The sequence below is a fragment of the Bacillus sp. S2(2019) genome (genome assembly GCF_005144805.1).
Taxonomy (GTDB): Bacteria; Bacillota; Bacilli; order Bacillales; family Bacillaceae; genus Bacillus; species Bacillus altitudinis.
In genome coordinates, this window is the sequence record NZ_SWFL01000003.1 from 679,202 (window position 1) to 704,822 (window position 25,621).

Genomic DNA, 25,621 nt, shown 5'->3' on the forward strand with positions numbered 1-25,621 from the left:
TGAAGGGAGAATAAGTCATGAGGTACTTAACAGCAGGTGAATCACATGGTCCACAACTGACCACAATTATTGAAGGAGTTCCAGCGGGACTTTACATAGAGCAGGATGACATCAATTATGAACTGGCTAGAAGACAAAAAGGTCATGGCCGCGGAAGAAGAATGCAGATTGAAAAAGACCAAGCGAAAGTGTTAAGTGGAGTCCGCCACGGGAAAACATTAGGTTCTCCTATTGCACTTGTTGTTGAAAATAATGATTGGAAGCACTGGACAAAGGTCATGGGTGCAGAGCCAATTACTGAAGAAGAAGAGAGTGAAATGAAGCGTCAAATCTCTCGTCCAAGACCAGGGCATGCGGATTTAAATGGTGCGATTAAATATGGTCACCGTGATATGAGAAACGTATTAGAGCGCTCATCAGCACGCGAGACAACGGTTCGTGTAGCAGCAGGTGCAGTAGCGAAACAAATTTTGGCTCACCTTGGAATCAAAGTGGCTGGTCACGTCCTTGAAATTGGTGGAGTAAAAGCTTCCCATACCACTTATGAATCTATTGAAGATTTGCAAAAAGTAACAGAAGAATCACCTGTTCGCTGCTATGACAGTGAAGCTGGTCAAAAAATGATGGATGCCATTGACGAAGCGAAGAAAAACGGCGATTCAATTGGTGGTATTGTCGAAGTCATCGTTGAAGGGATGCCAGTTGGAGTCGGCAGCTATGTGCACTATGACCGCAAACTGGATAGCAAGCTTGCGGGCGCAGTACTGAGTATCAACGCTTTTAAAGGAGTTGAATTCGGTATTGGCTTTGAGGCGGCTTCTAAAAATGGCAGTGAAGTTCATGATGAAATTATCTGGGATGAAGAAAAAGGCTATACGAGAAAAACAAATCGCTTAGGTGGTCTTGAAGGCGGAATGTCAACTGGCATGCCAATCGTCGTAAGAGGGGTTATGAAACCAATCCCAACCTTATACAAACCATTGCAAAGCGTGGATATTGAAACAAAAGAACCTTTCTCTGCAAGTATTGAGCGTTCTGACAGCTGTGCTGTTCCAGCCGCAAGTGTTGTGGCAGAAGCAGTCGTTGCATGGGAAATCGCCAATGCTGTAGTTGAGCAGTTTGGTCTTGATCAAATTGACCGCATTAAAGAAAATGTCGACAAAATGCGACAGCTTCAGAGGGAGTTTTAATGAAAACACTGGAAGTGAAGACGTCTTCAGCTACTTATCCTGTATATATCGGTGATGGGATTAGACAAAATATCGTAGACTTGATTACTTCCACTGGGCGATCCTACACGAAGCTCTTTATCGTGACAGATTCAGCCGTCGATGCCCTTTATGGAGATGAAATGGTTCAATTACTGAAACAGAAATGGTCTGTACAAAAAATAGTGGTGCCAAACGGAGAACAATCAAAATCTTTTGCGCAGTTTGAGCAGATTCATACGAAAGCCATCCAATTTCAACTCGACCGCTCCTCATGCATCATTGCATTAGGAGGCGGGGTGATTGGAGACTTGGCTGGCTTTGCTGCTGCCACTTATATGAGAGGCATTGATTTTATTCAAGTACCGACCACGCTGCTTGCACATGATAGTGCAGTCGGCGGAAAAACCGGAATCAATCATCCGCTCGGCAAAAATTTAATTGGTGCGTTTCATCAACCGGCTGCTGTCATTTATGATACAAGTATGCTAGAGACACTCTCACCAATAGAGCTGAGATCAGGCTTTGCAGAAGTGATAAAACATGCACTGATTTCAAGTGAAGTCTTTTTATCAGAACTGATGTCCATTCGTTCGTTAGCAGAATTATCAAAGGATGAACTGGCACATATGCTTTATCAAGGGATTCAAGTGAAAGCATCCATTGTTCAAGAAGATGAAAAAGAACATGGTGTGCGGGCATACTTGAATTTAGGTCATACACTAGGGCATGCCATTGAAGCGGAGTATGGATACGGTGCGATCACGCATGGAGATGCCATTGCAATTGGCATGCAGTTTGCTTTATATGTCAGTGAAAAAGAGCAAGGACTCAGCCTAGATCGCGAGAAACTTAAAGTGTGGATGAAAGAACTAGGGTTCCCAGTACAAGTCACACAAACGATTTCAACCAAAACATTTGTCGATCGCATGATTGGTGATAAGAAGGCAAGAGGCGGGAGTGTTCAGTTTGTTTTGCTAAAACAAGTTGGAGACGTCACCCTGCAATCTTTCACAAAAGATGAGCTGTATCACTGGCTCGAAGAATGGAAACGGGAGGAGGGCTGTCTATGATGTTTCGCGGCATACGCGGGGCTACAACTGTGACAGAAGATACTGAAACAGAAGTGTTAACCAAAACGAAGCAGCTGCTAGAAGCGATCATTTCAAAAAACCAAGTAGATCCAGAGCGTGTCGTGCAGATCTTGATTTCAGCTACACAAGATATTCACTCTGTTTTTCCAGCAAAAGCACTCAGGCAGTTTGAAGGATGGACCTATGTGCCTGTCACTTGTATGCAAGAGCTTGACATTGATGGAGGTCTAAAGAAGTGTATTCGCGTTTTAATGACCGTTCAGACAGATGTCAAGCAGGAAGACATACAGCACGTATACTTGGAAGAGGCTGTCACGCTTCGGCCTGATTTACAGTTGACAAAAAACAAGGAATTATAATACGATATGAACAGCCGAAGTTTACACACAGGTGTGAACGGCATTGCAAGCTTAGAGAAGATGAGAATGAGACTAGGGTAGTTGAGATGAGTAGAGTTGAGCAGAGATACGATACTTCTATTTAATCATACTGCCTAAAAGAGCGAAGCCTCTTTTAGGCTTATTTCGTATACTCAAACAAATCCTCAAGATGTCCCCTCATTCTCCTTAATTCCATTTAAGGAGTGTGCTTATGAAATCCCAATCAAACCTTACCCAATTTTTAAGAGACAGCCAGTTTTACAAAACCATCCCGATTGTTGAAACCATTACAGTTGATACGCTCTCACCCATTCAAATTGTTGAGAAACTGAAACAGGATATTGTGTATTTGCTAGAAAGCAAAGACGAATCTTCTAGCTGGTCGAGATATTCCTTTATCGGATTACATCCTTTTTTAACATTACATGACGAGCAAGACCATTATATTGCTCGTGACGCTGCAGGAAAGTCAGTGATGCAAAAAGCGGAGCTGAAAGAGTTGCTTGACTGGATGAAAGAGCAATATCAAATCAAGACACCTGAAATTGATATCCCATTTACTGGCGGAGCCGTAGGGTACTTAAGTTACGACCTCATTCCCAACATTGAGCCGTCTGTCAAGCCGCATCCGAATGCATCAACAACAGATAATTGCACATTATTTGTTTGCCAAACAATGATCGCATTTGATCATGAAACAAACCAAGTTCATTTTATTCAGTACACGCAGCTGAACGGTCATGAAACAGACGAAGAAAAAATTCTGGTTTATCGAGAAAATCAAAAGCAGCTTGAACTGATGGTACAGCAGCTTCATACAAAAATTGATATGAAAGAACTGATTATCTCAGGGAATATGAATGAACCCCCTTCGTTTGAACAGGTGACGTCTACCTATGAAAAAGCAAAATTTTTAAAGGATGTCGAAAAAATCAAGGAGTATATTCGAGCGGGTGATATCTTCCAGGGTGTACTTTCTCAACGTTTTGACATTCCAGTGACAGTGAGCTCATTTGAATTATATCGTGTGCTTCGGATCGTCAATCCATCACCGTATATGTATTTTATGAAATTAAAAGATCGAGACTTAGTGGGAAGCTCGCCAGAACGATTAATCCATGCGAAAAACGGTCACTTAGAAATCCATCCAATTGCTGGTACAAGAAAACGAGGAATGACAAAAGAAGAAGATGATGCACTAGCAAGAGAGTTGCTCGATGATGAAAAAGAAAAAGCAGAACATTACATGCTAGTGGATCTGGCTCGAAATGATGTGGGGCGTGTGGCAGAGTATGGCAGTGTGTCTGTCCCAACTTTTACAAAAGTCGTGAACTTTTCGCACGTCATGCACATTATTTCTATTGTGACAGGGAAGCTGAAGCAGGATACACATCCAGTAGATGCACTTATGTCCGCTTTTCCAGCAGGCACATTGACAGGCGCCCCAAAAATTAGGGCGATGCAATTATTAAACGAAATGGAGCCTGAGCCAAGAGAGACGTATGGCGGCTGTATTGCCTATATTGGTTTCGACGGCAATATCGATTCCTGTATTACCATTCGCACAATGAGCGTCAAACATCAGACTGCTTCAATACAAGCAGGTGCCGGCATTGTCGCTGATTCCGTTCCAGAAAACGAATGGGAAGAGACATGTAATAAGGCAGGAGCACTTCTAAAAGCCATTCAGCTTGCTGAACATATTTTCTCAGAAAAGGAGAGTGTGCCAAATGAATCAACGACTATCAGCTCTTGTTAATGGAGGAAAACTATCAGAAGAAGAAGCGAATGGCCTGATGCATGATATGATGAGCGGCTCGTTAACAGATGCTGAAGTCGCTGCTAGTCTATCTATTTTAGCGCATCGAGGAGAAACCGCCGAAGAAATGACAGGCTTCGTGAAAGCCATGAGGCAGCATGCAGCACCAGTGGAAAGGTCACTTGATGTCGTTGATACGTGCGGGACAGGAGGCGACGGTTTATCAACATTTAATATATCAACAGCCGCTGCCATCGTTGCTTCGGCTGCTGGGGCGAAAATCGCCAAGCACGGAAATCGTTCCGTCTCCTCTAAAAGCGGGAGTGCTGACGTGCTAGAATGTCTTGGTATTCAAATTCAATCCACACCTGAAGAAACAAGACGGCAAATACAGCAGAAAAACATGGGCTTTTTATTTGCACCGCTCTATCATTCTTCTATGAAACAAGTAGCCGCCGTACGCAAGCAGCTCGCATTTCGGACGGTATTTAACTTATTAGGACCGCTTTGCCATCCGATGCAGGCCAAAAAGCAAATCATTGGTGTGTATGCAAAGGAAAAGGCAAAGCTCATGGCGAAAGCTCTTGCTCCTTTAGAGCCAGAACATGTCCTGTTTGTTTGCGGAGATGATGGGCTGGATGAATTAACCATTACAGCAAATTCATACATCATTGAACTCAAAAAAGGTGTCATGACAGAATATACGTTAAACCCAGAAGACTTCGGACTTGAAAAAGGGCATTTATCAGACATTCAGGTCCAATCACCAGAAGAAAGCGCCAAATTGATTCAGAATATATTGAATTATCAAGCGGGTGGAGCACCGCTTCATATTACAGCGCTTAATGCTGGGGCCGCATTATATGTGGCAGGAAAAGCAGAGAGTCTGATGGCAGGGACAATGAAAGCATTAGAAACGATCAAAAACGGATCAGCTAAAGAACAATTAGCCCGTCTAAAACAAAAAACGAAAGAGGAAGAGATCTATGCTTAATCAAATTATCGCCCGTAAAAAAGAACATGTGCAAACCTTGCAATTACCTGAGGAAGGACATTATGAAAGACAATCATTTAAAGAAGCCCTTATGAATCCTCACCGGTCGATCGGACTGATTGCTGAGGTGAAAAAAGCGTCTCCTTCCAAAGGAATCATTCAGCCTCATTTTGATCCTTTACAGACAGCAAAAGCATACGAAGCATCAAATGCAGATTGTTTATCTGTCTTAACGGATGAACCGTTTTTCCAAGGGAAAAACGAATATTTGTCTCTTATTAAAGAACACATCACACGTCCTATTTTAAGAAAAGATTTCATTATTGACTCTATACAAGTAGAAGAATCGAAACGGATAGGGGCAGATGCCATTTTATTAATTGGAGAGGTGCTTGAGCCGCAAAAGCTGTATGAGCTCTATACAGAAGCGAAAGAAAAAGGACTGGATGTCCTCGTTGAAGTACATGCAGCACATACACTAGAAAAGATCTTACACCTATTCACTCCTGAGATTATCGGTGTGAACAACCGGAATCTCAATACGTTTACAACAACTGTTGAACAAACAAAAGAGATCGCGCCACTTGTTCCAAAAGACGTATTACTAGTAAGTGAAAGCGGCATAAAGACATTTGATGATCTGACCTTTGTGAAACAGCACGGAGCAAATGCCGTTCTTGTTGGTGAATCTTTAATGAGGGAACAATCACAGGAGAAAGCCGTTCAGGCATTGTTCGGAGAATGAAGGAAAGTAAGCCTTACTTAAAATATTGCGGGGCTGTCTCACAAGAGGATGTCGCATGCATCTCGCAATCTCAAGCGGATGCCATCGGTTTTATTTTTGCGCCGAGTAAAAGACAAGTTCATCCAGATCAAGTGAAACACTGGCTGTCAAAAGTAAAATGTAAAAAAGAGATAGTGGGCGTATTTGTGAATGAAAAAACACCAAAAGTGTGCGAGATCACAAACAACCTCCCCTTAGATATTGTGCAGCTTCATGGCGATGAGACGCCAGAAGTTGCAAATGACATTAAACAGCATACGAAGGCGCTCGTTTGGAAAGTGTTCCATCACGAGCCCGATGTAAACGACACACTTGAACATATGACGGCATTCGCTCCAAGTGTCGACGGTTTTCTCATTGATGCGAAAGTAAAAGGAATGAGAGGCGGTTCTGGAACAGCTTTTGCATGGGAGGCGGTGCCTTCATATGTTCAGCATGCAAAACAACTGGGAAAAACTTGCGCCATTGCTGGCGGGATCACGCCAGACACCATAATAGATCTGCTTGCTTTTGGTCCAGACGTCATAGACCTTTCAAGCGGTATAGAAGAAAACGGGAAGAAAAGCAGTACAAAGATGAAAGCGCTCGAAGAAAGGATGTTGAACCATGTACGCATATCCAAATGAGATTGGCAGATATGGAGAATTTGGAGGGAAATTCGTTCCTGAAACGCTCATGCAGCCACTAGAAGAGATCGAACAAGCTTTTCGTGAATTAAAAGAAGACCCTGCTTTTCAAAAGGAATATATATCGCTTTTGAAAAACTATTCAGGCAGACCAACCGCACTCACATACGCTGATCAATTATCGGCATATCTCGGCGGTGCTAAAATCTATTTAAAAAGAGAAGATTTAAACCATACAGGCGCTCATAAAATTAACAATGCGCTTGGGCAGGCACTGCTAGCGAAAAAAATGGGGAAATCAAATATTATCGCCGAAACAGGAGCAGGTCAGCACGGTGTAGCTGCTGCAACAGTGGCGGCAAAATTCGGTTTATCCTGCACTGTATTTATGGGAAAAGAAGATGTGGAAAGACAATCACTCAATGTGTTCCGAATGAAACTACTCGGCGCTGAAGTCATACCTGTCACAAGCGGGAACGGAACATTAAAGGATGCAACCAATGAAGCCATCCGCTATTGGGTCCAGCATTGCAGTGACCACTTTTATATGATCGGCTCAGTCGTTGGACCTCATCCGTATCCTCAAATCGTCAGTGAATTTCAGCGGATGATCGGAGATGAGGCAAAAGCACAGATACTTGAAAAGGAAGGGCAGCTTCCTCATAAAGTCGTTGCCTGTGTTGGCGGCGGAAGCAATGCGATAGGAATGTACCGGGCGTTCTTAGATGAAGAGGTCGATATCATTGGTGTAGAAGCTGCTGGGAAAGGAATCGACACTCCGCTTCATGCAGCAACCATCACGAAAGGGACAAAAGGTGTCATACATGGATCTTTGACATACTTGATCCAAGACGAATTTGGTCAAATTATTGAGCCCTATTCCATTTCAGCTGGATTAGACTATCCGGGGATCGGGCCAGAGCATGCGTACTTGCATGCGAGCGGCCGGGTTCAATATGTGAGTGCGACAGATCAAGAAGCACTAGATGCGTTAAAGCTGCTCACAGAAAAAGAAGGAATTCTGCCAGCGATCGAATCTGCACATGCTTTAGCAAAAGCGTTTGAGATGAGCCAGAACATGAGTGAAGACGACATTGTTCTTGTCTGCTTGTCAGGCAGAGGAGATAAGGACGTGCATACATTAATGAATGTGCTTGAAAGTGAGGGTGAAACAAAATGATCACATTTCAATTAGAGCAAGGTCAGAAATTATTTATTCCATTTATTACAGCGGGTGATCCATCAGAAGAGATCACCATTGATTTAGCCCTCGCGCTTCAAGCAGCAGGGGCACATGCGATTGAACTAGGTGTGCCGTATTCCGATCCGTTAGCGGACGGCCCTGTCATTCAAAGAGCTTCTAAAAGAGCACTTCATCATGGTATGAATATCGTAAAAGCGATAGAATTAGCAGGAAAGATGAAAAAAAACGGCGTAAAAATTCCTGTAATTCTATTTACGTATTATAATCCTGTGTTACAATTAGACACAGAATACTTTTTCGCTTTACTGCGCAAAAATCATATTTCGGGACTCTTAACACCCGACTTGCCTTTTGAAGAGAGCAGCGAGCTACAGAAGAACTGTCAAGCACACGACATTTCATATATATCACTCGTTGCACCAACAAGCAAGGAACGATTAGAAAAAATTGTAGAGCAGGCAAAAGGTTTTGTGTATTGTGTTTCATCTCTCGGCGTCACAGGTGTCAGACAATCTTTCGACGCATCGATTACAGATTTTATTCAACAAGTGAAACAGCTGAGTCAAATACCAGTTGCTGTAGGTTTTGGTATTTCAACGAGAGAACAAGTAGACTCAATGAATAAAATGAGTGATGGTGTCGTTGTCGGCAGTGCACTTGTCAAAAAAATTGAAGAGCTTCAAGAACAATTAGTAGCGAGTGATACACGCCAAGAGGCTTTAAGAGAATTTGAAACATATGCAAAAACATTTAGTCCCCTCTATTCATTCAAATGAGGTGAAACATTTTGCAAATCAAAGATCAATTAAAACAGCTAAAACCGTATCAACCTGGGAAACCAATTGAAGAGGTCAAAAAAGAATATCAATTAGACAAAATTGTGAAATTGGCTTCAAATGAAAACCCTTTTGGATGTTCCACACATGCAAGAGAGGCCATACAAGCTGAACTTGAACATTTAGCGATTTATCCAGACGGATACAGCGCAAGTTTAAGAACGGAACTGGCTGAGTTTCTTCAAGTAAATGAAAAACAATTAATATTCGGGAATGGCTCAGATGAACTTGTGCAAATTATTGCTAGGGCATTCCTTGATCAACATACAAATACGGTGATCCCATCTCCGTCATTCCCGCAATACCGTCACAATGCAGTAATTGAGCATGCAGAGATTAGAGAAGTACCACTTCTAAATGGTGGAGCTCATGATCTAAAGGGAATGCTGGATGCGATGGATGACAACACAAAAGTCGTTTGGGTGTGTAACCCGAACAATCCGACAGGAAATCATTTGTCAGAATCTGAGCTCGTATCGTTTTTAGATCAAGTGCCTGCTCACGTGCTTGTCGTTCTAGATGAAGCATATTTTGAATATGTTCGCGCGGAAGACTTTCCGAACAGTTTATCTCTATTAAAAGCCTATCAAAATGTCATTGTACTGCGCACATTCTCTAAAGCATATGGACTTGCGGCACTTCGAGTAGGTTATGGGGTTGCTTCAGAGGAATTGATTACCGCCATTGAACCTGCGAGAGAGCCATTTAATACAAGTCGTATCGCTCAAGCAGCTGCACGTGCAGCCATAAAAGATCAAGACTTCATTCAATCGTGCAGGGAAAAAAATGAAGCAGGTCTCAAGCAGTATCAAGAATTTGCAGACCGCTTTGGATTATTTATCTATCCGTCTCAAACAAACTTTGTGCTAATTGATTTTAAAAGAGATGCTGATGAGCTGTTCAACGCACTTTTGAAAAAGGGCTATATCGTTCGATCTGGTCAAGCTCTTGGATTCCCAACTTCTTTACGTATTACTGTTGGAACAAAGGAGCAAAATGAAGAAATCCTAACTACACTTGCCGATTTATTACAAGGCATTCGTGCGTAGCATAACAATGAAGTCATATCCTGTTTATGGGATATGGCTTTCGTTGTAACTCATCCAATATACATATAAGCTATTGAAACAGCTTGTTTAATTTTCGCGAAAAATCAGGTGATGAACATGAATGAAGCAAACGAAACCATATTAATCGCTGGGCTCGGTTTAATTGGTGGTTCTATTGCACTGTCGATTAAAAAAGAATTTCCACATAAAAAAATTGTAGGCTATGATGTCTCTAAAGAACAAATGATTGCTGCAATAAAACTAGGGATCATCGACGCGACTGCCGAGTCCTTTATGGAAGGCTTAAATGAAGCAGCAACGATTATTTTGGCAACGCCAGTACAACAAACCGTCAAAATGTTAAGTGATATTGCAGCATCTGGAATTGAAAGAGAGCTCACGATTACGGATGTAGGGAGCACAAAGCAAAAGGTCGTTCACTTTGCTGAAAAAACGTTGCCTGATCATTACCAATTTATTGGCGGGCATCCGATGGCAGGGTCTCATAAATCAGGTGTCATTGCAGCGAAAGACTTTTTATTTGAAAATGCATTCTACATTTTAACGCCAGCAAAGGTAACAAGTCGTCAGGCTGTTGACCGTTTGAAGGATCTGCTGAAGGGAACCAATGCTCATTTCATTGAAATGACACCCGAAGAACATGATGCTGTGACAAGTGTGATTAGTCACTTTCCACATATCGTCGCTGCCAGTCTTGTGCATCAAGCGCATCATTTTGAAGAAGAATTTCCTCTTGTAAAACGGTTTGCTGCTGGAGGCTTTCGAGATATTACCCGTATTGCATCAAGTAATCCTGCAATGTGGCGCGATATCCTTTTGCACAATAAAAACAAGATTTTAGACCGATTTCATGAATGGAAAAAAGAGATTGACCGCATTGAATCCTTTGTGCAACAAGAAGATGCTGAGGGGTTATTCTCTTATTTCCAAGAGGCCAAGGAATATCGCGACGGCCTGCCTCTGAGGAAAAAAGGAGCTATCCCTGCTTTTTATGATCTTTATGTCGATGTGCCGGATCATCCTGGTGTTATTTCGGAAATTACAGGATATCTAGCAAATGAAAACATCAGTATTACAAATATCCGTATTATTGAAACGCGAGAAGACATTAACGGGATTTTACGCATTAGTTTTCAAACAGATGACGATCGAAAGCGGGCAGAACTCTGTATAAAAAATAGAGCAAATTACGATACATTTTATGCTGATTGAGGTGAGGAACATGAAAATTCATAAAAGTGCTCCTATGAATGGAGAAATTCATATTCCAGGAGATAAATCCATTTCTCATAGATCTGTGATGTTTGGCGCTATTGCTGACGGTACTACAGTAGTAAAAAACTTTCTTCCTGGCGCTGATTGTTTAAGCACGATCGATTGTTTTAGAAAGATGGGTGTCGACATCGAACAAAAAGGTACAGATGTTGTCATTCATGGTAAGGGACTAAAAGGACTTAAAGAGCCGAGTGATATTCTCGATGTCGGTAACTCTGGCACGACCATTCGTTTAATGATGGGAATCTTGGCTGGCTGTGAGTTCCACAGTACGCTGATCGGAGACGAAAGTATTGCCAAAAGACCGATGAAACGGGTAACAGGTCCGCTAAGACAATTAGGAGCCAAGATAGATGGCAGAGCAAATGGCGAGTATACACCGCTTTCTATACGTGGGGGTAATTTAAAAGCTATCTCTTATGAGTCTCCGGTTGCAAGTGCGCAAATTAAATCGGCTGTCCTTTTAGCTGGACTGCAGGCAGAAGGAACAACGACGTTAACTGAACCGCATAAATCAAGAGACCATACCGAAAGAATGTTATCAATGTTTGGTGTCTCGCTACATGAAGATGCACAAAATGTTTCAATTGAAGGTGGACAAACGTTAAAAGCAACAGATGTATTTGTCCCTGGAGATATTTCTTCAGCTGCATTTTTCTTAGTGGCGGGATCTATCGTTCCAAACAGCCGGATTGTATTGAGAAATGTCGGTTTGAACAAAACGAGAACTGGTATAATAGATGTGCTAAAACAAATGGGTGCAGACCTCGACATTCAAGAAGTGGATGCTAAAGGCGGAGAACCGTACGGTGATTTAACGATCTCTAGCTCTTCATTAAAAGGGATCGACATTTCAGGTGATATGATCTCTAGACTCATCGACGAAATTCCTATTATTGCGCTCCTAGCTACTCAAGCAGAAGGAACAACGACCATTAAAGATGCTGCTGAATTAAAAGTGAAAGAAACCAATCGGATTGATACAGTCGTTTCAGAACTTAAAAAACTAGGTGCTCATATTGAAGCAACAGATGATGGAATGAAGATTCATGGTAAAACGAGCCTTAAAGGCGGCGCAGTCGTCTCAAGCTACGGAGATCATCGAATTGGTATGATGTTAGGAATTGCGGCATGTATAACAGAGCAAGCAATCGAGATTGAAGATACAGATGCAGTACGTGTATCTTACCCAAATTTCTTTGAACACATTGAATACTTAACGCAAACAGTCTGAGGATTTCCTCAGGCTTTTTCTTTCCTTTTGCATATTTGAAAGAACTATAGCATAGCTTGTCTCAAGGTGAAACCTTGAAAAAGAGCATTTTGCTGATTCAAAAACAATTTTTTAGTGTATTCGGTTTACAAATCGTCAGTTTAGTAAAGTATTGATTGAAAAAGAGTCTTCAAAACACAAAAATGGCTTCATGTTAAAAGAGCAACATATTTGCTGGATATGCAGCTGTCGATTATGATATGAAGTAACAACAGTTTAGGTTTTTGGAAACAGAAAGGAACGGTTTGATTTGAATAGTTCATTACAAGAAGCCATAAAATTAGTTGAGGCGGGTGAGACTGAAAAGGGACTCCAAACACTTGCTCAAGCAGAGAAGCATCTTCATGATGAAGAAAAAGCGCAGGCAGCTCAGTTATATTATGACTGGGGAGATATTGATAAAGCGCGGAATCTCATTAGTGATTTACATGATTTATATCCAGAAGAAACAGGATTAACCTGTTTTTATGCAGAGTTGTTAATAGACTCTGATGAAGAAGAGAAGGCAATAGCAGTTCTTGAAACGATTCCTGAAGATGACGATGCGTATCCAGAGAGTTTATTGTTAATGGCAGATTTGTATCAAATGCAAGGACTATTTGAAGTCAGTGAACAAAAGCTTTTAAAAGCGAAAGAGTTACTACCTCATGAAGCCGTCATTGATTTTGCTTTAGGGGAATTGTATTTTTCTCAAGGTCTTTCAAAGAAAGCAGCCGACTATTTCTACAAAGTGGCCGATCAACAAAATGAAATTGGCGGTGTCAATGTATATCAGCGGCTCGCTGAATCATTAAGCACAGCTGGAGAATTTGAAGATGCCCTTGAATGGTATGAAAAGGCTGTAAAGGATCAAGTGGATCCAAATACACTTTTTGGCTATGGATTTACAGCGATGAGGGCTGGCAGAACGAAAACGGCTATTCAGCAGCTTTCTGAACTAAAAGATATTGATCCTTCGTATTCGTCACTTTATATGCCTTTAGCCAAAAGCTATGAGGAAGAAGGACTATATCATGAAGCTTTAGAGATAGTAAAAGAAGGAATTAAAGTGGATGAGTATAACAAAGAGTTATATTTATATGGGGCAAAGATTGATTTGAAAAATGGCCATTCGGAAGATGCGAAAAAATTGCTTCAAGAAGCACTTGCTCTTGATCCAGGATATATTGAAGCAGTTCAAACGCTGCTTGCGATCTATTTAAATGAAGAGCTGTTTGATGAAATTCTGGATGTGATTAAAGAGGTTAAAAGTTTTGGGGAAGAAGATCCAAAATGGAATTGGTATGCTGCTTCTGCTTCTGTCGGACGAGAAGAATATGATGAAGCCGCTGAGTATTTCAAACTTGCTCTGCCTGATTTTGATGAGGAACGTGACTTTTTATATGAATATGCTTCGTTCCTTTTAGAAGAAGGCAGACAAAAAGAAGCCTTGCCGTTATTACGAAAAGTTCTTCAGAAAGATGGCACGAATGAAGAAATTGAAGAAACGATTTTAAGAATTGAAGACGAAATTTCCTTATAGTTTGCAGGAATGAAGAACTGGTTTGTTGAATAATTCATGTATAGCAATTTAATTTACGATAGAGGAGGGAATAACATGCAGACCCCTGTTTCTGTCAATGAAAAGAAGGAATTTATCCGGTGGTTCTTAAACCATTATCAGTTAAAGCGAAGAGAGTGTGTTTGGATATTAAATTATTTAATGAGTCACGACTCTTTGATGGAAAAGGTTCATTTTGTAGAGCAAGCAGAATTTTGCCCAAGGGGAATTATTATGTCAACACACTGTGTGGATGAAGTTCCCTTTAGATTTTATAAAGAAAATATCATGACGACAGATGCAGAAAAATCATTTCATGATATTCGTTTGAATAAACAGCAAGATTTGTTTATTCAATTGAATTTCCGATCTGCATATCGTTCGCCGGAATATGCCGCTGTACTTGAAACAAATCCTCATATTCCTAAAGATCTTTATGAAAATGAAAAAGATAAAGATCTTGCTGAGAAAGTGCTAGAGCATTCTATTGCTACTTTCCAAAAAGAACGGCTGATGAAAGAAATCGATGAAGCGCTTGACCGTCATGATCAAGAAACATTTAATAAGTTAGCAAAAGAATTAAGCCTATTATCATAAACCAAGCCAATAAGCCTTGCCCTATACAGGCAGGGCTTATGTGATGAAAGAGGGGAACTAGATGAAGTTTCAGGCGGAGGACGCGGATCTCTTTTTACAATCTAAAGATTACATTGATACCGCTATCATTCCATTAGTTGGGATAGATGGAAGCCATATCAAACAAACCGTGTCTTTAGGTGAGTTTACAATGCTTGTGGCAGAGGATCTTGAAAGGCAACTGAAAGGCAGAGTGTTTCTTTTTCCTCCACATACATATTTAGAAGTAAATCATCGTAAGCAAGAAGACATACTTGCAGTAAAACAATCATTGCAAGAACATTTTCAGCATGTTGTGTTTATCACATCTGATAACAAATGGAAAGAACAGCTAGAAGTGAGCGAATCGGCATTTATATTGCAGTCTGTTCCGCTTGAGCATTTAAAGGTCAATTTAAAGCAAAAAGTCATTCAAGACAGTGTAGAACAAATTTTGAACTTTTTGTTACAAAAATGGAACCCTTCATAAAAACCCTTACATTTGCATTGTACATAGCTTTTTAGGCTGTTGACCTTGTGAATAGATTGATATATTATGAGGGTGTCCTAGTTTTATGAAATTTTTTCTAATTCAGTTATAAAGTAGCTGACGACCTGAGGGGGGGAGAAAAAAATGAGCGAGAAGAGACATGGAGTGTCCAGGCGTCAATTTTTGAATTACACGTTGACCGGCGTGGGGGGATTTATGGCCGCTGGAATGCTCATGCCTATGGTTCGCTTTGCGCTTGACCCTGTGCTAAAAGGAACAGAGGATCAGGATATGGTTCAAGTTGTCAGTGTAGATGAACTGACAAAAGAACCGAAGCGCTTTGACTTTAAAATTGATCAAGTAGATGCATGGTATGAGTCAAAGGAATCTAGGTCTGCATGGGTGTACAAAGAAGGGGATGAAATTGTCGCTTTATCGCCAATCTGTAAACATTTGGGATGTACAGTGAACTGGAACAGTGATCCGAAAAATCCAAACAAATTTTTCTGCCCATGCCATTATGGGCTGTACGACAAGGATGGTACAAACGTACCCGGAACTCCACCGCTTGCACCGCTTGATCATTATAAGCAGCAAGTGAAGGACGGATACCTCTATCTTGGAAAAGCTGTGCCGAAAGGGGAAGGGTAACGATGCTTAACAAGATTTACGATTGGGTAGATGAGCGGCTGGACATTACACCGATATGGAGAGACATTGCGGATCATGAAGTGCCTGAGCACGTCAATCCAGCACATCATTTCTCTGCTTTTGTGTATTGTTTTGGCGGTTTAACGTTTTTTGTGACGGTCATTCAAGTCCTTTCGGGCATGTTTTTAACGATGTATTATGTACCGGATATTAAAAACGCATGGGAATCTGTCTATTATTTGCAAAATGAAGTGGCATTCGGACAGATTGTAAGAGGGATGCACCACTGGGGTGCGAGTCTAGTCATTGTTATGATGTTTTTACATACGCTGAGGGTCTTTTTCCAAGGGGCGTATAAAAAGCCTAGAGAGCTAAACTGGATTGTCGGTGTGCTCATTTTCTTTGTGATGCTTGGACTTGGTTTTACAGGATATCTTTTACCGTGGGATATGAAGGCGCTATTTGCGACGAAGGTTGGTCTTCAAATTGCAGAGGCGACACCTTTCATTGGGAAAGAGATTAAAACGCTGCTTGCAGGTCATCCTGACATTGTAGGTGCACAAACGCTGACGAGATTTTTCGCTATCCATGTCTTTTTCTTGCCAGCGGCATTATTTGGGCTGATGGCTGCCCACTTTATTATGATTCGTAAGCAAGGAATTTCTGGACCGCTGTAAAATTTTGCGTTTGATGAATGTTCAATGAGGAGGGGATGACTTTGCATAGGGGAAAAGGGATGAAGTTTGTCGGAGATTCCAGAATACCGGCAGAAAGAAAACCTAACATACCTAAAGACTATTCCGAATATCCGGGAAAAACCGAAGCCTTTTGGCCGAACTTTCTTTTAAAGGAATGGCTTGTAGGTGCTGTTTTTTTAATTGGATTTCTTGTCCTAACTGTTGTTCATGCACCTCCGCTTGAGCGGATGGCTGATCCGACAGATACGGGCTATATTCCGTTGCCAGACTGGTATTTCCTATTTTTGTACCAGTTGTTAAAATATGAGTTTGCTGCAGGGAGCTATACGGTAGTTGGCGCAATGATTATGCCTGGAATTGCGTTTGGTGCTCTTTTACTCGCACCATTTCTTGATTCTGGTCCTGAACGCAGGCCATATCGAAGACCAATTGCAGTTGGGATGATGATTCTTGCAGTTGGTGCAGCAACCTATTTAACATGGGAGTCTGTTGCTACTCATGACTGGGAAGCAGCTGCGAAGCAAGGTGAAATCAAGAAAGAAGCAGAGATTGATACCTCAGCTGAAGAGTATAAAATCTATCAAGAGCAGACATGTATCTCCTGTCACGGAGATAATATGCAAGGCGGGGCAGCTGGACCGTCACTTGTTGACAATGCTTTAGCACCAGAGGAAATTGCGAAAATCGCTGTAGAAGGAAAAGGCAACATGCCTAAGGGCATTTTTAAAGGCAGCGATGAAGAACTTGAAAAGCTCTCGAAATATTTATCTGAGGTCAAATCTAAATAATTCAGTTGTTTAAATGCAAGTACAAGGATATACTCAAAAGGAGAAAAAAGCTGGCGCTGTCAGCTTTTTTCTGATTTTAACAGATCGTGAGTGAAGAGAAATATGAGATGGATTCAATATCTGCTAGCCACACGCTACATGCTTGTGCTGGTGCTCATTGTCAACTTTCTTGGTACTGTGTATGGCTACTACTGGTATATCCCACAGCTCGTTGAGACGCCGGCTATCTTTTTACCTTTTGTTCCAGACAGTCCGACGGCAAGCTTTTTCTTTTTATTTGTATTACTAGCCTTTCTAATGAAACGCCATGCTCCTTATTTTGAAGCACTGGCCCTTGTCACCTTGATCAAATATGGATTATGGGCTGTAGGGATGAATCTTTTCGTGCTCGTTTCTGTTGATGATTTTCCGTGGGAAGGATATATGCTAATTGGTTCGCACTTTGCGATGGCGGTACAGGCTGTGTTATTTGCGCCGTATTATCGTTTTCACATGCGTCATTTGGTTGTAGCAGGCATATGGATTTTACATAATGATGTGATTGATTATGTATTTGGAATGATGCCGCGCTATTCTATGCTTTCTGCCTATTCAAATGAGATCGGCTACGTGACGTTTTGGTTAAGTATTGCCGTTCTTCTTGTTTCGTATTATCTTGTCATCTCGAAAAAATCGGTCAAGCTTGAACTCCCTTAACAATGTTGGTCTAACCTTGTCCTTTTCTTCATACGCTGTATGGAGAAAGGCTAGGAGGGACTTGCATGAAACGAAAGTCAATCGCGATGATTCTATTATTATTTCTCGTCTTGCATCCAGCAGCTGCAAAAGGTGAGGAAACAACAGCTGCTAAAGCGCTGCAAGAATTAACGGAACTATCAGATTCAATCTTTCAATTAACGAGACAAGCTAAATATGATGAGGCATTACAAGTTGCATTGTATGCTGAAAAGACATTTAAAGCTGAGAATTGGCGTGGAACTCTGACGAATACGCAGGTTCGGCAAATTACACTTGGCTATCAAGATATCATTAAAGGACTCCCGCAGGAAGACTTAAATGAGCGCGAAAAACTTCGGTATGCCTCTCAGTTTAGAATGCTTCTCGATGCGATACAATCAAATTCAGAACCTCTTTGGGGTTCGCTCGAGAAGCCGATTATGGGGTCTTTTCCGACATTAAAGAAAGAAGTAAAAGATCCAGAATCGACGACGTTCTATGAAACTTGGAATGAGCTGGTTTCATTGTATGATATGATTTATCCGAGTTTAACCATTGATATCTCGCCTGAAAAGCTGCAGACGATTAAGCAGCACATGGAAGTAATTGAACAAGGTGAATTTTTAAAAGCATCGAGTGGGACAAAGCTTGAGCGTCTCACGAAACTTGAAGAAGATTTATCAAGTGTGTTTGCGAACGTTGATCAAGATGAAGCGGATCCATCGCTTTTATGGGTCATCTTAACAACAGGAAGTATGATTTTACTCACTCTAACGTATGTTGGGTTTAGGAAATACCGTGCTGAAAAAGAAAAAAAGCAAAAGCGACAAGCCGATTATCCAAAATCATAAAAAAAGAAGCACCGTTATCGGGCTTCTTTTTTTTAGTGGGGATTGAGCGGCTTTTTATGTTCATCTAATGTGAAGCCTTCACCAAGTACGTCATGCACGTCACTCACTGATACAAAGGCATGAGGATCGACGGAAGTTACGACGCTCTTGAGGTGGACAAGCTCATTTTTTGGAACGACGCAGTAAAGGACGTTGCGTTCCTGTTTCGTATAGGAGCCGACACCCTTTAAAATGGTCACTCCGCGCTCCATTTCCTCTGTGATTTTCTTTTGAATGATGTCATCCTTTTCAGAAATAATCATCGCTCCTTTGGCAGCGTAAGCGCCTTCTTGCATGAAGTCGATGACTTTTGCAGCAACAAATACGGCAACAAGTGTATACATGGCTTCTTTGTAATTTAAATAGGTGAGAGAGATGGTAATGACGCATGCGTCGAAGATAAACATCGTTCTTCCCATTGCGACTTGATAATGTTTGTTGATCAGTCTTGCAATAATGTCCACGCCGCCTGTTGTCCCGCCGAATTTAAAGATGATTCCGAGGCCTGTTCCGATAAACACACCTGCAAAGAGTGCGGCTAAGGCTAAATCGTGCTGAAGAGGCATATGTATTTGAAAGCGCTGGAAGATGGCTAGAAAGACAGAAAGACTGACGGTTCCGACAATTGTATATGTAAACATGGTTCTGCCAAGCATTTTCCAGCCGATAAAAAAGATCGGAATGTTTAACACAAGGTTTGAAATAGATGGGTCAATGTGAAATAGAAAATATAAAAGCAGTGTGATACCTGTAAATCCGCCTTCCGCCAAGTTGTTCTGCATATTAAAATGAACAAGGCCGAAAGAAAAAATCGCAGATCCTATTAAAATAAATACGATATTTTTAAGACGAATTTCTTTTAGCAAAAGATCACTCCTTTTTTTGCTTAGACAGCGATAATATTATATGGTATGGAAGAGAAACAAGCAAACTGAGTTTTAAACATTTGTCAAATATTTATGATTTCGCTAACATGTAAGAGATGGATAGGAGGATGAGCTTCATGACGAATGAAAAAACGCTGCGTCACGTGCAGCAAGAAGTCGATGATTACATAGGACAATTTAAAGAAGGCTATTTCAGCCCGCTTGCCATGATGGCCCGTCTGACAGAAGAATTAGGTGAGCTGGCAAGAGAGGTCAACCATTACTATGGAGAAAAGCCGAAAAAAACATCAGAAACAGAAAAAAGCATGGAAGAAGAAATTGGCGATGTGCTGTTTGTGTTAACATGCCTTGCCAATTCACTCAATATATCACTTGAAGAAGCCCATGATCGTGTGATGCATAAATTCAATACAAGAGACAAAGACCGCTGGACGAAAAAAGAAGGGAAGTAGAGAAGATGACGAATCAAACCATCAAAGTAGTAATCGCTGGAGCAAGAGGAAGAATGGGGATAGAGGCTGTCAAGCTGGCAGAAGAAACAAGCCACTTCGAACTAGTAGCAGCACTTGATCACACACATGAGGGGAAAAAGCTATCACATGTGCTTCATACAACATCTGATGCGCCCATTTATACGGATATTGACGTGTGTCTTTCAGAAACAGCACCGGATGTATTAATTGATTTGACGACCCCAGAAATCGGGAAAGTACATACAAAAAAAGCCCTTGAACATGGCGTACGTCCAGTCGTAGGCACAACAGGTTTTTCAGAAGACGACCTAAAAGAACTTCAGCAATTAACAGAAGAAAAAGGGATAGGCTGTATTATTGCGCCTAACTTTGCTGTTGGTGCTGTTTTAATGATGAAGTTTGCCAAAATGGCAGCGAATTATTTTCCTGATGTTGAAATCATTGAGCTTCATCATGATAAAAAATTGGACGCTCCGAGCGGTACAGGACTAAAAACGGCTGAAATGATTGCTGAAGTAAGAGAAAGCAAAAAGCAGGGGCACCCTGAAGAAAAAGAACTAATCGAAGGTGCTCGAGGAGCAGATTATGATGGCATCCGTCTTCACAGCGTAAGGCTTCCAGGCATGATTGCTCATCAAGAAGTGCTGTTTGGAATGGACGGACAGACGCTCACGATCCGTCATGATTCTTATAACCGTGCATCCTTTATGTCAGGTGTGAAGCTTTCTGTTGAACAGGTGATGCATATTGATCAACTCGTCTATGGCTTAGAAAATATTATCGACTAATAAGGAGTGGATCCCTGATGAACATTGCTTTAATCGCTCACGATAAGAAAAAAAGTGACATGATTCAATTCGCCATTGCGTATCGAGATCTTTTGGCAGATCATACACTTTATGCAACAGGAACCACAGGTTTAAGAGTGAAAGAAGCGACTGGGCTTCCCGTTCATCGTTTCCAATCAGGACCACTTGGAGGAGATCAGCAGATCGGTGCTATGATTGCTGATAATGCAATGGATCTTGTGCTCTTTTTTAGAGACCCTCTCACTGCACAGCCGCATGAACCGGATGTATCTGCACTCATCCGGCTTTGCGATGTGTATGCCATCCCATTAGCAACCAATATGGGGACTGCCGAAATTTTAGTCAGGAATTTAAATAAAGGTACGTTTGATTTTCGAGATGTAGCAAAAAACGGAGGAACGCATGAAACCACTTGATATCCTTGCATTCGGTGCCCATAGCGATGATGTAGAGATCGGTATGGGTGGAACGATTGCAAAATACGTAAAAAAAGGGGCACGTGTTGGGATTTGTGACTTGACTCAGGCTGAATTATCTTCAAATGGAACGGTTGAAAGCCGAAAAGAAGAGGCCAGAGCAGCCGCTGCCATTTTAGGCGTCACGACTCGAATCCAGCTCACGCTGCCAGATAGAGGACTTTATCTGAATGACGAAGCGATGAAAGAAATTGCAGGTGTCATCCGAACATACAAACCGAGACTTATTTTTGCCCCGCACCACCAAGATCGACATCCTGATCATGGTCATGCGGGTTCACTTGTAGAAGAGGCCGCTTTTTCTGCAGGTATACATAAATTTGAAGATTCATACAAGCAGCCAGCGCATAAAATAAGCCAGATGTATTATTACATGATTAATGGCCACCATCGTCCAGATTTTGTGATCGATATTTCAGACGAGATGAAGCAAAAAATTGATAGCTTACATGCGTATAAAAGCCAATTTGTCAAAACAGAGAGTTCAGTGGAGACACCGCTTGTAAATGGTTATATCGATTTTGTCAAAATGAGAGAGTCGATGTATGGAAGGGAAGTCAATAAACCTTTTGCAGAAGGGTTTCTGACAAAGAAGCCACTTTTGATGGACGATGACTTACTTGGGGGGTAATTATGAAAAAATTGAAGATCGGAATCACTTGTTATCCGAGTGTTGGCGGTTCGGGCATTATTGCCACAGAGCTTGGAAAACGTTTAGCTGAAAAAGGGCACGATGTTCATTTCATTACCTCGAGTATTCCGTTTAGACTCAATAAAGTGTATCCGAATATTTATTTTCATGAGGTGGATGTCACTCAATATGCTGTGTTTCAATATCCGCCTTATGACCTTGCACTGGCAAGTAAACTCGCAGAAGTGGCAAAACGAGAGAAGCTTGATATTATTCATGCGCATTATGCGGTCCCTCACGCTGTCTGTGCGTTCTTAGCCAAACAAATGACTGGACAGTCTGTCAAAGTCGTCACCACCCTTCACGGGACGGATATTACGGTTTTAGGCTATGATCCATCTTTAAAGGAAGTTATCCGGTTTGCGATCGAATCATCTGACCGCGTAACGGCTGTATCACATTCATTAGCTGCGCAGACATACGATCTGATTAAACCGAATAAAAAAATTGATACGATCCATAATTTCGTCGATGAGCGCGTATATTTGCGTGAAGATCACGAAGTGCTGAAGACGCATTATGGTCTTCTGCAGGATGAGAAGGTCGTCATCCATGTATCAAATTTCCGTAAAGTGAAGCGGGTGCATGACGTAATCCATGTGTTTAAACAGATTTCTGAACAGGTGAATGCAAAACTGCTACTGATTGGGGACGGACCTGAAAAATCGGTTGTTTGCGAGCTTGTGAAAAAGCTTGGATTAACGGACCGCGTGTTATTTTTAGGAAAGCAAGAGAAGGTGGAGGAGCTCTATTCGATTAGTGATTTGAAGCTGCTGCTTTCTGAGAAAGAGAGTTTTGGTCTTGTACTACTTGAAGCAATGGCATGCGGAGTACCTTGTATAGGAACAGACGTTGGAGGAATCCCAGAGGTGATTGCACATGGAGAGACAGGATTCCTTGTTCCGCTTGGTGATGTAGATGGAGCAGCAAAACATGCCATCACTATTCTGAAAGACAATGCGCTCCATCAGCAAATATCGATGGCAGCCCAGTCTAGTGTGGAAGCCAATTTCTCTTCTGACAAAATTGTGAGAGAGTATGAAGAGCTTTACTTAGAAATGATCGAAGGTGATGTTGAAGATGAATGAACCATTCACACATGCGATCCCTATTTTACATACACTGCACGAACATGGGTATCAAGCTTATTTTGTCGGCGGTGCGGTGAGAGATGTCCTTTTAGGCAGGGAAATTGGGGATATCGATATTGCGACAGATGCCACACCTGATGTGGTGGAGTCTTTATTTGATAAAACAGTAGATGTCGGCAAAGAGCATGGCACTGTTATTGTGTTACTTGACGGGGTCAGCTATGAGGTCACTACGTTTCGGACTGAATCAGAATATGAAGACTTTCGCCGGCCTAAAGAAGTGGCGTTTATTTCATCACTAAAAGAAGATCTTTTAAGAAGAGATTTAACGATCAATGCAGTGGCCATGGATATTCATGGTGACATCATTGACCATGTAGGCGGCAAGCGGGATATTAAGCGAAGACGAATTCAAACGGTTGGAGATCCTGCATGCCGCTTTCAAGAAGATGCGCTTCGGATGATGAGAGCGGTGCGGTTTTTAAGCCAGCTCGGGTTTGAGCTTTCTAAAGAGACGGAAGAAGCAATGAAAAAAGATAAACATCTGCTTGCTAATATATCAGTTGAACGCAAAAAGATCGAAATGGAAAAACTTTTAAAAGGACGCTACTGTGAGCAAGCCATCAAGGTGCTCATCTCCACCAAATTGTATGAAGAATTGCCTGGCCTCAAAAAGGATCAGCTGAATGAAACGTTCCAAGCTTTCCCGTATTATTTATTGGATGGGTTAGATGAGGTGTGGGGAGCCTTTATCCATTTACTTGGTCTAGATGAGGCGGAGGCGGTGTCCTTTTTAAAAGAATGGAAGTTATCAACGAAACTTTTAAAAGAAGCCGTTGCCATTAGCAAATATGTTGATTGTGACTGGGATGCGGAAAAAATGTTTGAAGCTGGTGAACATGTCCTGCTTTCTAGTATGAAAATCACGCAGCTCAAACATGAGCGCCGCATTTTCTTTGATGAGCTGGAGGCGGCGAAACGTTCATATGATGCGCTGCCTATTAAACAGCTTCAAGACCTTGCAGTGTCAGGAAAAGATTTGATGGCCTTTCGGCAAAAGCCAGCTGGTAAATGGATTGCAGAAGAGCTTGCTTCTGTAAAAAAAGCCGTTTTGCAAAACCAGCTTGAAAACCGAAAAGAAGCCATAGAGGAGTGGCTCATAGCGTGCGATCAGCGATTAGAAAACGATTAATTGAACTATTTACAGCATCTGAGCAAGATTTTGTCTCAAGCCAGCAAATATGTGATGAGCTTGGCTGCTCCCGAACGGCGGTATGGAAGCATATAGAGGATTTGCGAAAAGAGGGATATGAGGTCGAAGCGGTCAGAAGAAAAGGATACCGGCTGCTTCGTAAACCGGACAAAATTAGTGAAGACGAAATTCTGTTTGGTTTGGAAACAGAGCTGTTTGGCAGGCATATTTACTTTCAAGAAGAAGTCGCCTCAACTCAGATCATTGCCCATGACCTCGTTAATAAAGGAGCCCCGCACGGCTCGCTTGTTGTCAGTGATCATCAGACAAACGGAAAAGGACGCCTTCAAAGAACGTGGCATTCACCAAATGGGACAGGCATATGGATGAGTTTGATTCTCCGGCCGGAAATACCGCTGCACAAAGCGCCGCAAATGACGCTTTTAGCATCTGTCGCCATCACTGAAGCCATAGCGCAGCAAACGGGTCTCAGTCCATCAATCAAATGGCCAAACGATATTTTGCTAAACGGAAAAAAGGTCGTTGGTATTTTGACTGAATTAAAAGCAGAAGCTGATCAGGTTCACGCAGTCATTATTGGTCCAGGCATTAACGTGAATCAGACGGCTAATGATTTTCCTGAAGAATTAAAGGATGTTGCGACGAGTTTGCAAATGGAACTGGGTGAAAAGGTAGACAGAGCGGCATTGATTCAAACCATCATGTCCACCTTTGAAAAAAGGTATGATGAATATATGACTTATGGTTTTGCTCCGATCAAACAATTATGGGAATCGTATGCGATGACCATTGGAAAGCGTATCATCGCACGCACCGTCAATGGACAATATGTTGGAACGGCGCTTGGGATTAATGATGAAGGCGTTCTCTTACTCGAAACGGAGGGCGGAATCCAAAACATCTACTCCGCTGACATTGAGATCAAGTCAACTTAAGTGGAACACCCGGCACATTTTTGATATACTTCGTGTGGGCAGTATCTGTAAAAGAACTGTACCTGTTAGGAAGAAAAATTCGATAAATTTCTGCCTTGATCCTAAGGGACTTGGACAGAGGGATGATTCGTCTGCACATGAGAGATAAAAACGT

28 protein-coding genes are annotated in these 25,621 nt (G+C 41.7%); 27 read left to right on the forward strand and 1 reads right to left on the reverse strand.

Annotated features, from left to right (window positions below):
* Positions 1-17 precede the first annotated feature (17 nt).
* From aroC to ypjB, 20 genes are all read left to right on the forward strand, one after another.
* Entirely contained in the window at positions 18-1,190 is a 1,173-nt protein-coding gene (aroC, locus tag FBF75_RS13785; protein WP_017359758.1) for a chorismate synthase, read from the forward strand.
* Positions 1,190-2,281 carry a 3-dehydroquinate synthase gene (gene aroB / locus FBF75_RS13790; protein WP_136944839.1) on the forward strand — a complete coding sequence of 364 codons (1,092 nt, stop codon included), beginning with the start codon at positions 1,190-1,192 and terminating at the stop codon, positions 2,279-2,281. The genes aroC and aroB overlap by 1 nt, the downstream gene beginning before the upstream one ends.
* A complete protein-coding gene (gene aroH, locus FBF75_RS13795) occupies positions 2,278-2,661 on the forward strand; it encodes a chorismate mutase (RefSeq protein WP_008344549.1) in 384 nt (127 codons plus the stop codon). Before aroB ends, aroH begins: the two co-directional genes overlap by 4 nt.
* Positions 2,662-2,893: 232 nt before the next feature.
* Positions 2,894-4,441, forward strand: a complete 1,548-nt coding sequence (trpE, locus tag FBF75_RS13800; RefSeq protein WP_017359756.1) for an anthranilate synthase component I — start codon at positions 2,894-2,896, stop codon at positions 4,439-4,441.
* A complete protein-coding gene (gene trpD, locus FBF75_RS13805) occupies positions 4,413-5,435 on the forward strand; it encodes an anthranilate phosphoribosyltransferase (protein ID WP_136944840.1) in 1,023 nt (340 codons plus the stop codon). The genes trpE and trpD overlap by 29 nt, the downstream gene beginning before the upstream one ends.
* The gene (gene trpC, locus FBF75_RS13810; RefSeq protein ID WP_024718509.1) at positions 5,428-6,180 is read left to right on the forward strand and encodes an indole-3-glycerol phosphate synthase TrpC; all 753 of its coding nucleotides are present in this window, start codon (positions 5,428-5,430) and stop codon (positions 6,178-6,180) included. The genes trpD and trpC overlap by 8 nt, the downstream gene beginning before the upstream one ends.
* A complete protein-coding gene (locus FBF75_RS13815) occupies positions 6,177-6,845 on the forward strand; it encodes a phosphoribosylanthranilate isomerase (RefSeq protein ID WP_136944841.1) in 669 nt (222 codons plus the stop codon). Before trpC ends, FBF75_RS13815 begins: the two co-directional genes overlap by 4 nt.
* Positions 6,826-8,025, forward strand: a complete 1,200-nt coding sequence (gene trpB, locus FBF75_RS13820) for a tryptophan synthase subunit beta (RefSeq protein ID WP_007500937.1) — start codon at positions 6,826-6,828, stop codon at positions 8,023-8,025. Before FBF75_RS13815 ends, trpB begins: the two co-directional genes overlap by 20 nt.
* On the forward strand, positions 8,022-8,825 hold the full coding sequence (gene trpA, locus FBF75_RS13825; protein ID WP_136944842.1) for a tryptophan synthase subunit alpha: 804 nt from the start codon (positions 8,022-8,024) through the stop codon (positions 8,823-8,825). Before trpB ends, trpA begins: the two co-directional genes overlap by 4 nt.
* Before the next feature lie 11 nt (positions 8,826-8,836).
* A complete protein-coding gene (hisC, locus tag FBF75_RS13830; protein WP_136944843.1) occupies positions 8,837-9,934 on the forward strand; it encodes a histidinol-phosphate transaminase in 1,098 nt (365 codons plus the stop codon).
* A gap of 117 nt (positions 9,935-10,051) precedes the next feature.
* A complete protein-coding gene (locus FBF75_RS13835) occupies positions 10,052-11,167 on the forward strand; it encodes a prephenate dehydrogenase (RefSeq protein ID WP_136944844.1) in 1,116 nt (371 codons plus the stop codon).
* A gap of 10 nt (positions 11,168-11,177) precedes the next feature.
* Positions 11,178-12,464, forward strand: coding sequence for a 3-phosphoshikimate 1-carboxyvinyltransferase (gene aroA / locus FBF75_RS13840; protein ID WP_050827338.1), 1,287 nt, complete (start codon positions 11,178-11,180; stop codon positions 12,462-12,464).
* 289 nt (positions 12,465-12,753) lie between these two features.
* A complete protein-coding gene (locus tag FBF75_RS13845; RefSeq protein WP_035702924.1) occupies positions 12,754-14,025 on the forward strand; it encodes a tetratricopeptide repeat protein in 1,272 nt (423 codons plus the stop codon).
* A 75-nt stretch (positions 14,026-14,100) separates the two neighbouring features.
* Positions 14,101-14,640 (forward strand): ReoY family proteolytic degradation factor, encoded by a 540-nt coding sequence (locus FBF75_RS13850; RefSeq protein WP_008344562.1) that lies wholly within the window; start codon positions 14,101-14,103, stop codon positions 14,638-14,640.
* Between the two features lie 61 nt (positions 14,641-14,701).
* The gene (locus FBF75_RS13855) at positions 14,702-15,148 is read left to right on the forward strand and encodes a YpiF family protein (protein ID WP_136944845.1); all 447 of its coding nucleotides are present in this window, start codon (positions 14,702-14,704) and stop codon (positions 15,146-15,148) included.
* A gap of 144 nt (positions 15,149-15,292) precedes the next feature.
* Positions 15,293-15,799 carry a ubiquinol-cytochrome c reductase iron-sulfur subunit gene (locus FBF75_RS13860; RefSeq protein ID WP_007500911.1) on the forward strand — a complete coding sequence of 169 codons (507 nt, stop codon included), beginning with the start codon at positions 15,293-15,295 and terminating at the stop codon, positions 15,797-15,799.
* Between the two features lie 2 nt (positions 15,800-15,801).
* Complete coding sequence (gene qcrB, locus FBF75_RS13865; protein ID WP_003215804.1) at positions 15,802-16,476, forward strand: menaquinol-cytochrome c reductase cytochrome b subunit; 675 nt, start codon at positions 15,802-15,804, stop codon at positions 16,474-16,476.
* 41 nt (positions 16,477-16,517) lie between these two features.
* A complete protein-coding gene (locus tag FBF75_RS13870; RefSeq protein WP_136944846.1) occupies positions 16,518-17,285 on the forward strand; it encodes a menaquinol-cytochrome c reductase cytochrome b/c subunit in 768 nt (255 codons plus the stop codon).
* 102 nt (positions 17,286-17,387) lie between these two features.
* Positions 17,388-17,981, forward strand: a complete 594-nt coding sequence (gene lhaT, locus FBF75_RS13875; RefSeq protein ID WP_136944847.1) for a lipoprotein heptaprenylglyceryl N-acetyltransferase LhaT — start codon at positions 17,388-17,390, stop codon at positions 17,979-17,981.
* Positions 17,982-18,046: 65 nt separating this feature from the next.
* Positions 18,047-18,853: a sporulation protein YpjB gene (gene ypjB, locus FBF75_RS13880; protein ID WP_008344572.1), complete on the forward strand. Its 807-nt coding sequence runs from the start codon at positions 18,047-18,049 to the stop codon at positions 18,851-18,853.
* A 32-nt stretch (positions 18,854-18,885) separates the two neighbouring features.
* On the opposite strand, the gene FBF75_RS13885 is transcribed toward ypjB, so the two are convergent.
* Complete coding sequence (locus tag FBF75_RS13885) at positions 18,886-19,758, reverse strand: YitT family protein (RefSeq protein WP_003215598.1); 873 nt, start codon at positions 19,756-19,758, stop codon at positions 18,886-18,888.
* 137 nt (positions 19,759-19,895) lie between these two features.
* On the opposite strand from FBF75_RS13885, the gene FBF75_RS13890 reads away from it, so the two are divergent.
* Genes FBF75_RS13890 through FBF75_RS13920 form a run of 7 tightly spaced genes read left to right on the forward strand, consistent with a single transcriptional unit; the run spans position 19,896 to position 25,467 of the window.
* Complete coding sequence (locus FBF75_RS13890; RefSeq protein WP_039165700.1) at positions 19,896-20,231, forward strand: nucleotide pyrophosphohydrolase; 336 nt, start codon at positions 19,896-19,898, stop codon at positions 20,229-20,231.
* 5 nt (positions 20,232-20,236) lie between these two features.
* Positions 20,237-21,040: a 4-hydroxy-tetrahydrodipicolinate reductase gene (gene dapB, locus FBF75_RS13895; protein WP_136944848.1), complete on the forward strand. Its 804-nt coding sequence runs from the start codon at positions 20,237-20,239 to the stop codon at positions 21,038-21,040.
* Positions 21,041-21,057: 17 nt separating this feature from the next.
* Positions 21,058-21,477, forward strand: a complete 420-nt coding sequence (mgsA, locus tag FBF75_RS13900) for a methylglyoxal synthase (RefSeq protein WP_008344580.1) — start codon at positions 21,058-21,060, stop codon at positions 21,475-21,477.
* Positions 21,464-22,168: a bacillithiol biosynthesis deacetylase BshB1 gene (gene bshB1, locus FBF75_RS13905; RefSeq protein ID WP_024718519.1), complete on the forward strand. Its 705-nt coding sequence runs from the start codon at positions 21,464-21,466 to the stop codon at positions 22,166-22,168. The genes mgsA and bshB1 overlap by 14 nt, the downstream gene beginning before the upstream one ends.
* 2 nt (positions 22,169-22,170) lie before the next feature.
* A complete protein-coding gene (gene bshA, locus FBF75_RS13910; RefSeq protein ID WP_136944849.1) occupies positions 22,171-23,316 on the forward strand; it encodes an N-acetyl-alpha-D-glucosaminyl L-malate synthase BshA in 1,146 nt (381 codons plus the stop codon).
* Positions 23,309-24,511: a CCA tRNA nucleotidyltransferase gene (locus FBF75_RS13915; protein ID WP_008344585.1), complete on the forward strand. Its 1,203-nt coding sequence runs from the start codon at positions 23,309-23,311 to the stop codon at positions 24,509-24,511. The genes bshA and FBF75_RS13915 overlap by 8 nt, the downstream gene beginning before the upstream one ends.
* The gene (locus FBF75_RS13920; protein ID WP_076822131.1) at positions 24,484-25,467 is read left to right on the forward strand and encodes a biotin--[acetyl-CoA-carboxylase] ligase; all 984 of its coding nucleotides are present in this window, start codon (positions 24,484-24,486) and stop codon (positions 25,465-25,467) included. Before FBF75_RS13915 ends, FBF75_RS13920 begins: the two co-directional genes overlap by 28 nt.
* Positions 25,468-25,621 lie beyond the last annotated feature (154 nt).

What these genes read in the sequence shown, in the direction of transcription:
- aroC (WP_017359758.1), top strand. Translation starts at nt 18, where the DNA reads ATGAGGTACTTAACAGCAGGTGAATCACATGGTCCACAACTGACCACA.
- aroB (WP_136944839.1), top strand. Translation starts at nt 1,190, where the DNA reads ATGAAAACACTGGAAGTGAAGACGTCTTCAGCTACTTATCCTGTATAT.
- aroH (WP_008344549.1), top strand. Translation starts at nt 2,278, where the DNA reads ATGATGTTTCGCGGCATACGCGGGGCTACAACTGTGACAGAAGATACT.
- trpE (WP_017359756.1), top strand. Translation starts at nt 2,894, where the DNA reads ATGAAATCCCAATCAAACCTTACCCAATTTTTAAGAGACAGCCAGTTT.
- trpD (WP_136944840.1), top strand. Translation starts at nt 4,413, where the DNA reads ATGAATCAACGACTATCAGCTCTTGTTAATGGAGGAAAACTATCAGAA.
- trpC (WP_024718509.1), top strand. Translation starts at nt 5,428, where the DNA reads ATGCTTAATCAAATTATCGCCCGTAAAAAAGAACATGTGCAAACCTTG.
- FBF75_RS13815 (WP_136944841.1), top strand. Translation starts at nt 6,177, where the DNA reads ATGAAGGAAAGTAAGCCTTACTTAAAATATTGCGGGGCTGTCTCACAA.
- trpB (WP_007500937.1), top strand. Translation starts at nt 6,826, where the DNA reads ATGTACGCATATCCAAATGAGATTGGCAGATATGGAGAATTTGGAGGG.
- trpA (WP_136944842.1), top strand. Translation starts at nt 8,022, where the DNA reads ATGATCACATTTCAATTAGAGCAAGGTCAGAAATTATTTATTCCATTT.
- FBF75_RS13835 (WP_136944844.1), top strand. Translation starts at nt 10,052, where the DNA reads ATGAATGAAGCAAACGAAACCATATTAATCGCTGGGCTCGGTTTAATT.
- aroA (WP_050827338.1), top strand. Translation starts at nt 11,178, where the DNA reads ATGAAAATTCATAAAAGTGCTCCTATGAATGGAGAAATTCATATTCCA.
- FBF75_RS13850 (WP_008344562.1), top strand. Translation starts at nt 14,101, where the DNA reads ATGCAGACCCCTGTTTCTGTCAATGAAAAGAAGGAATTTATCCGGTGG.
- FBF75_RS13855 (WP_136944845.1), top strand. Translation starts at nt 14,702, where the DNA reads ATGAAGTTTCAGGCGGAGGACGCGGATCTCTTTTTACAATCTAAAGAT.
- FBF75_RS13860 (WP_007500911.1), top strand. Translation starts at nt 15,293, where the DNA reads ATGAGCGAGAAGAGACATGGAGTGTCCAGGCGTCAATTTTTGAATTAC.
- qcrB (WP_003215804.1), top strand. Translation starts at nt 15,802, where the DNA reads ATGCTTAACAAGATTTACGATTGGGTAGATGAGCGGCTGGACATTACA.
- lhaT (WP_136944847.1), top strand. Translation starts at nt 17,388, where the DNA reads ATGAGATGGATTCAATATCTGCTAGCCACACGCTACATGCTTGTGCTG.
- ypjB (WP_008344572.1), top strand. Translation starts at nt 18,047, where the DNA reads ATGAAACGAAAGTCAATCGCGATGATTCTATTATTATTTCTCGTCTTG.
- FBF75_RS13890 (WP_039165700.1), top strand. Translation starts at nt 19,896, where the DNA reads ATGACGAATGAAAAAACGCTGCGTCACGTGCAGCAAGAAGTCGATGAT.
- dapB (WP_136944848.1), top strand. Translation starts at nt 20,237, where the DNA reads ATGACGAATCAAACCATCAAAGTAGTAATCGCTGGAGCAAGAGGAAGA.
- mgsA (WP_008344580.1), top strand. Translation starts at nt 21,058, where the DNA reads ATGAACATTGCTTTAATCGCTCACGATAAGAAAAAAAGTGACATGATT.
- bshB1 (WP_024718519.1), top strand. Translation starts at nt 21,464, where the DNA reads ATGAAACCACTTGATATCCTTGCATTCGGTGCCCATAGCGATGATGTA.
- bshA (WP_136944849.1), top strand. Translation starts at nt 22,171, where the DNA reads ATGAAAAAATTGAAGATCGGAATCACTTGTTATCCGAGTGTTGGCGGT.
- FBF75_RS13915 (WP_008344585.1), top strand. Translation starts at nt 23,309, where the DNA reads ATGAATGAACCATTCACACATGCGATCCCTATTTTACATACACTGCAC.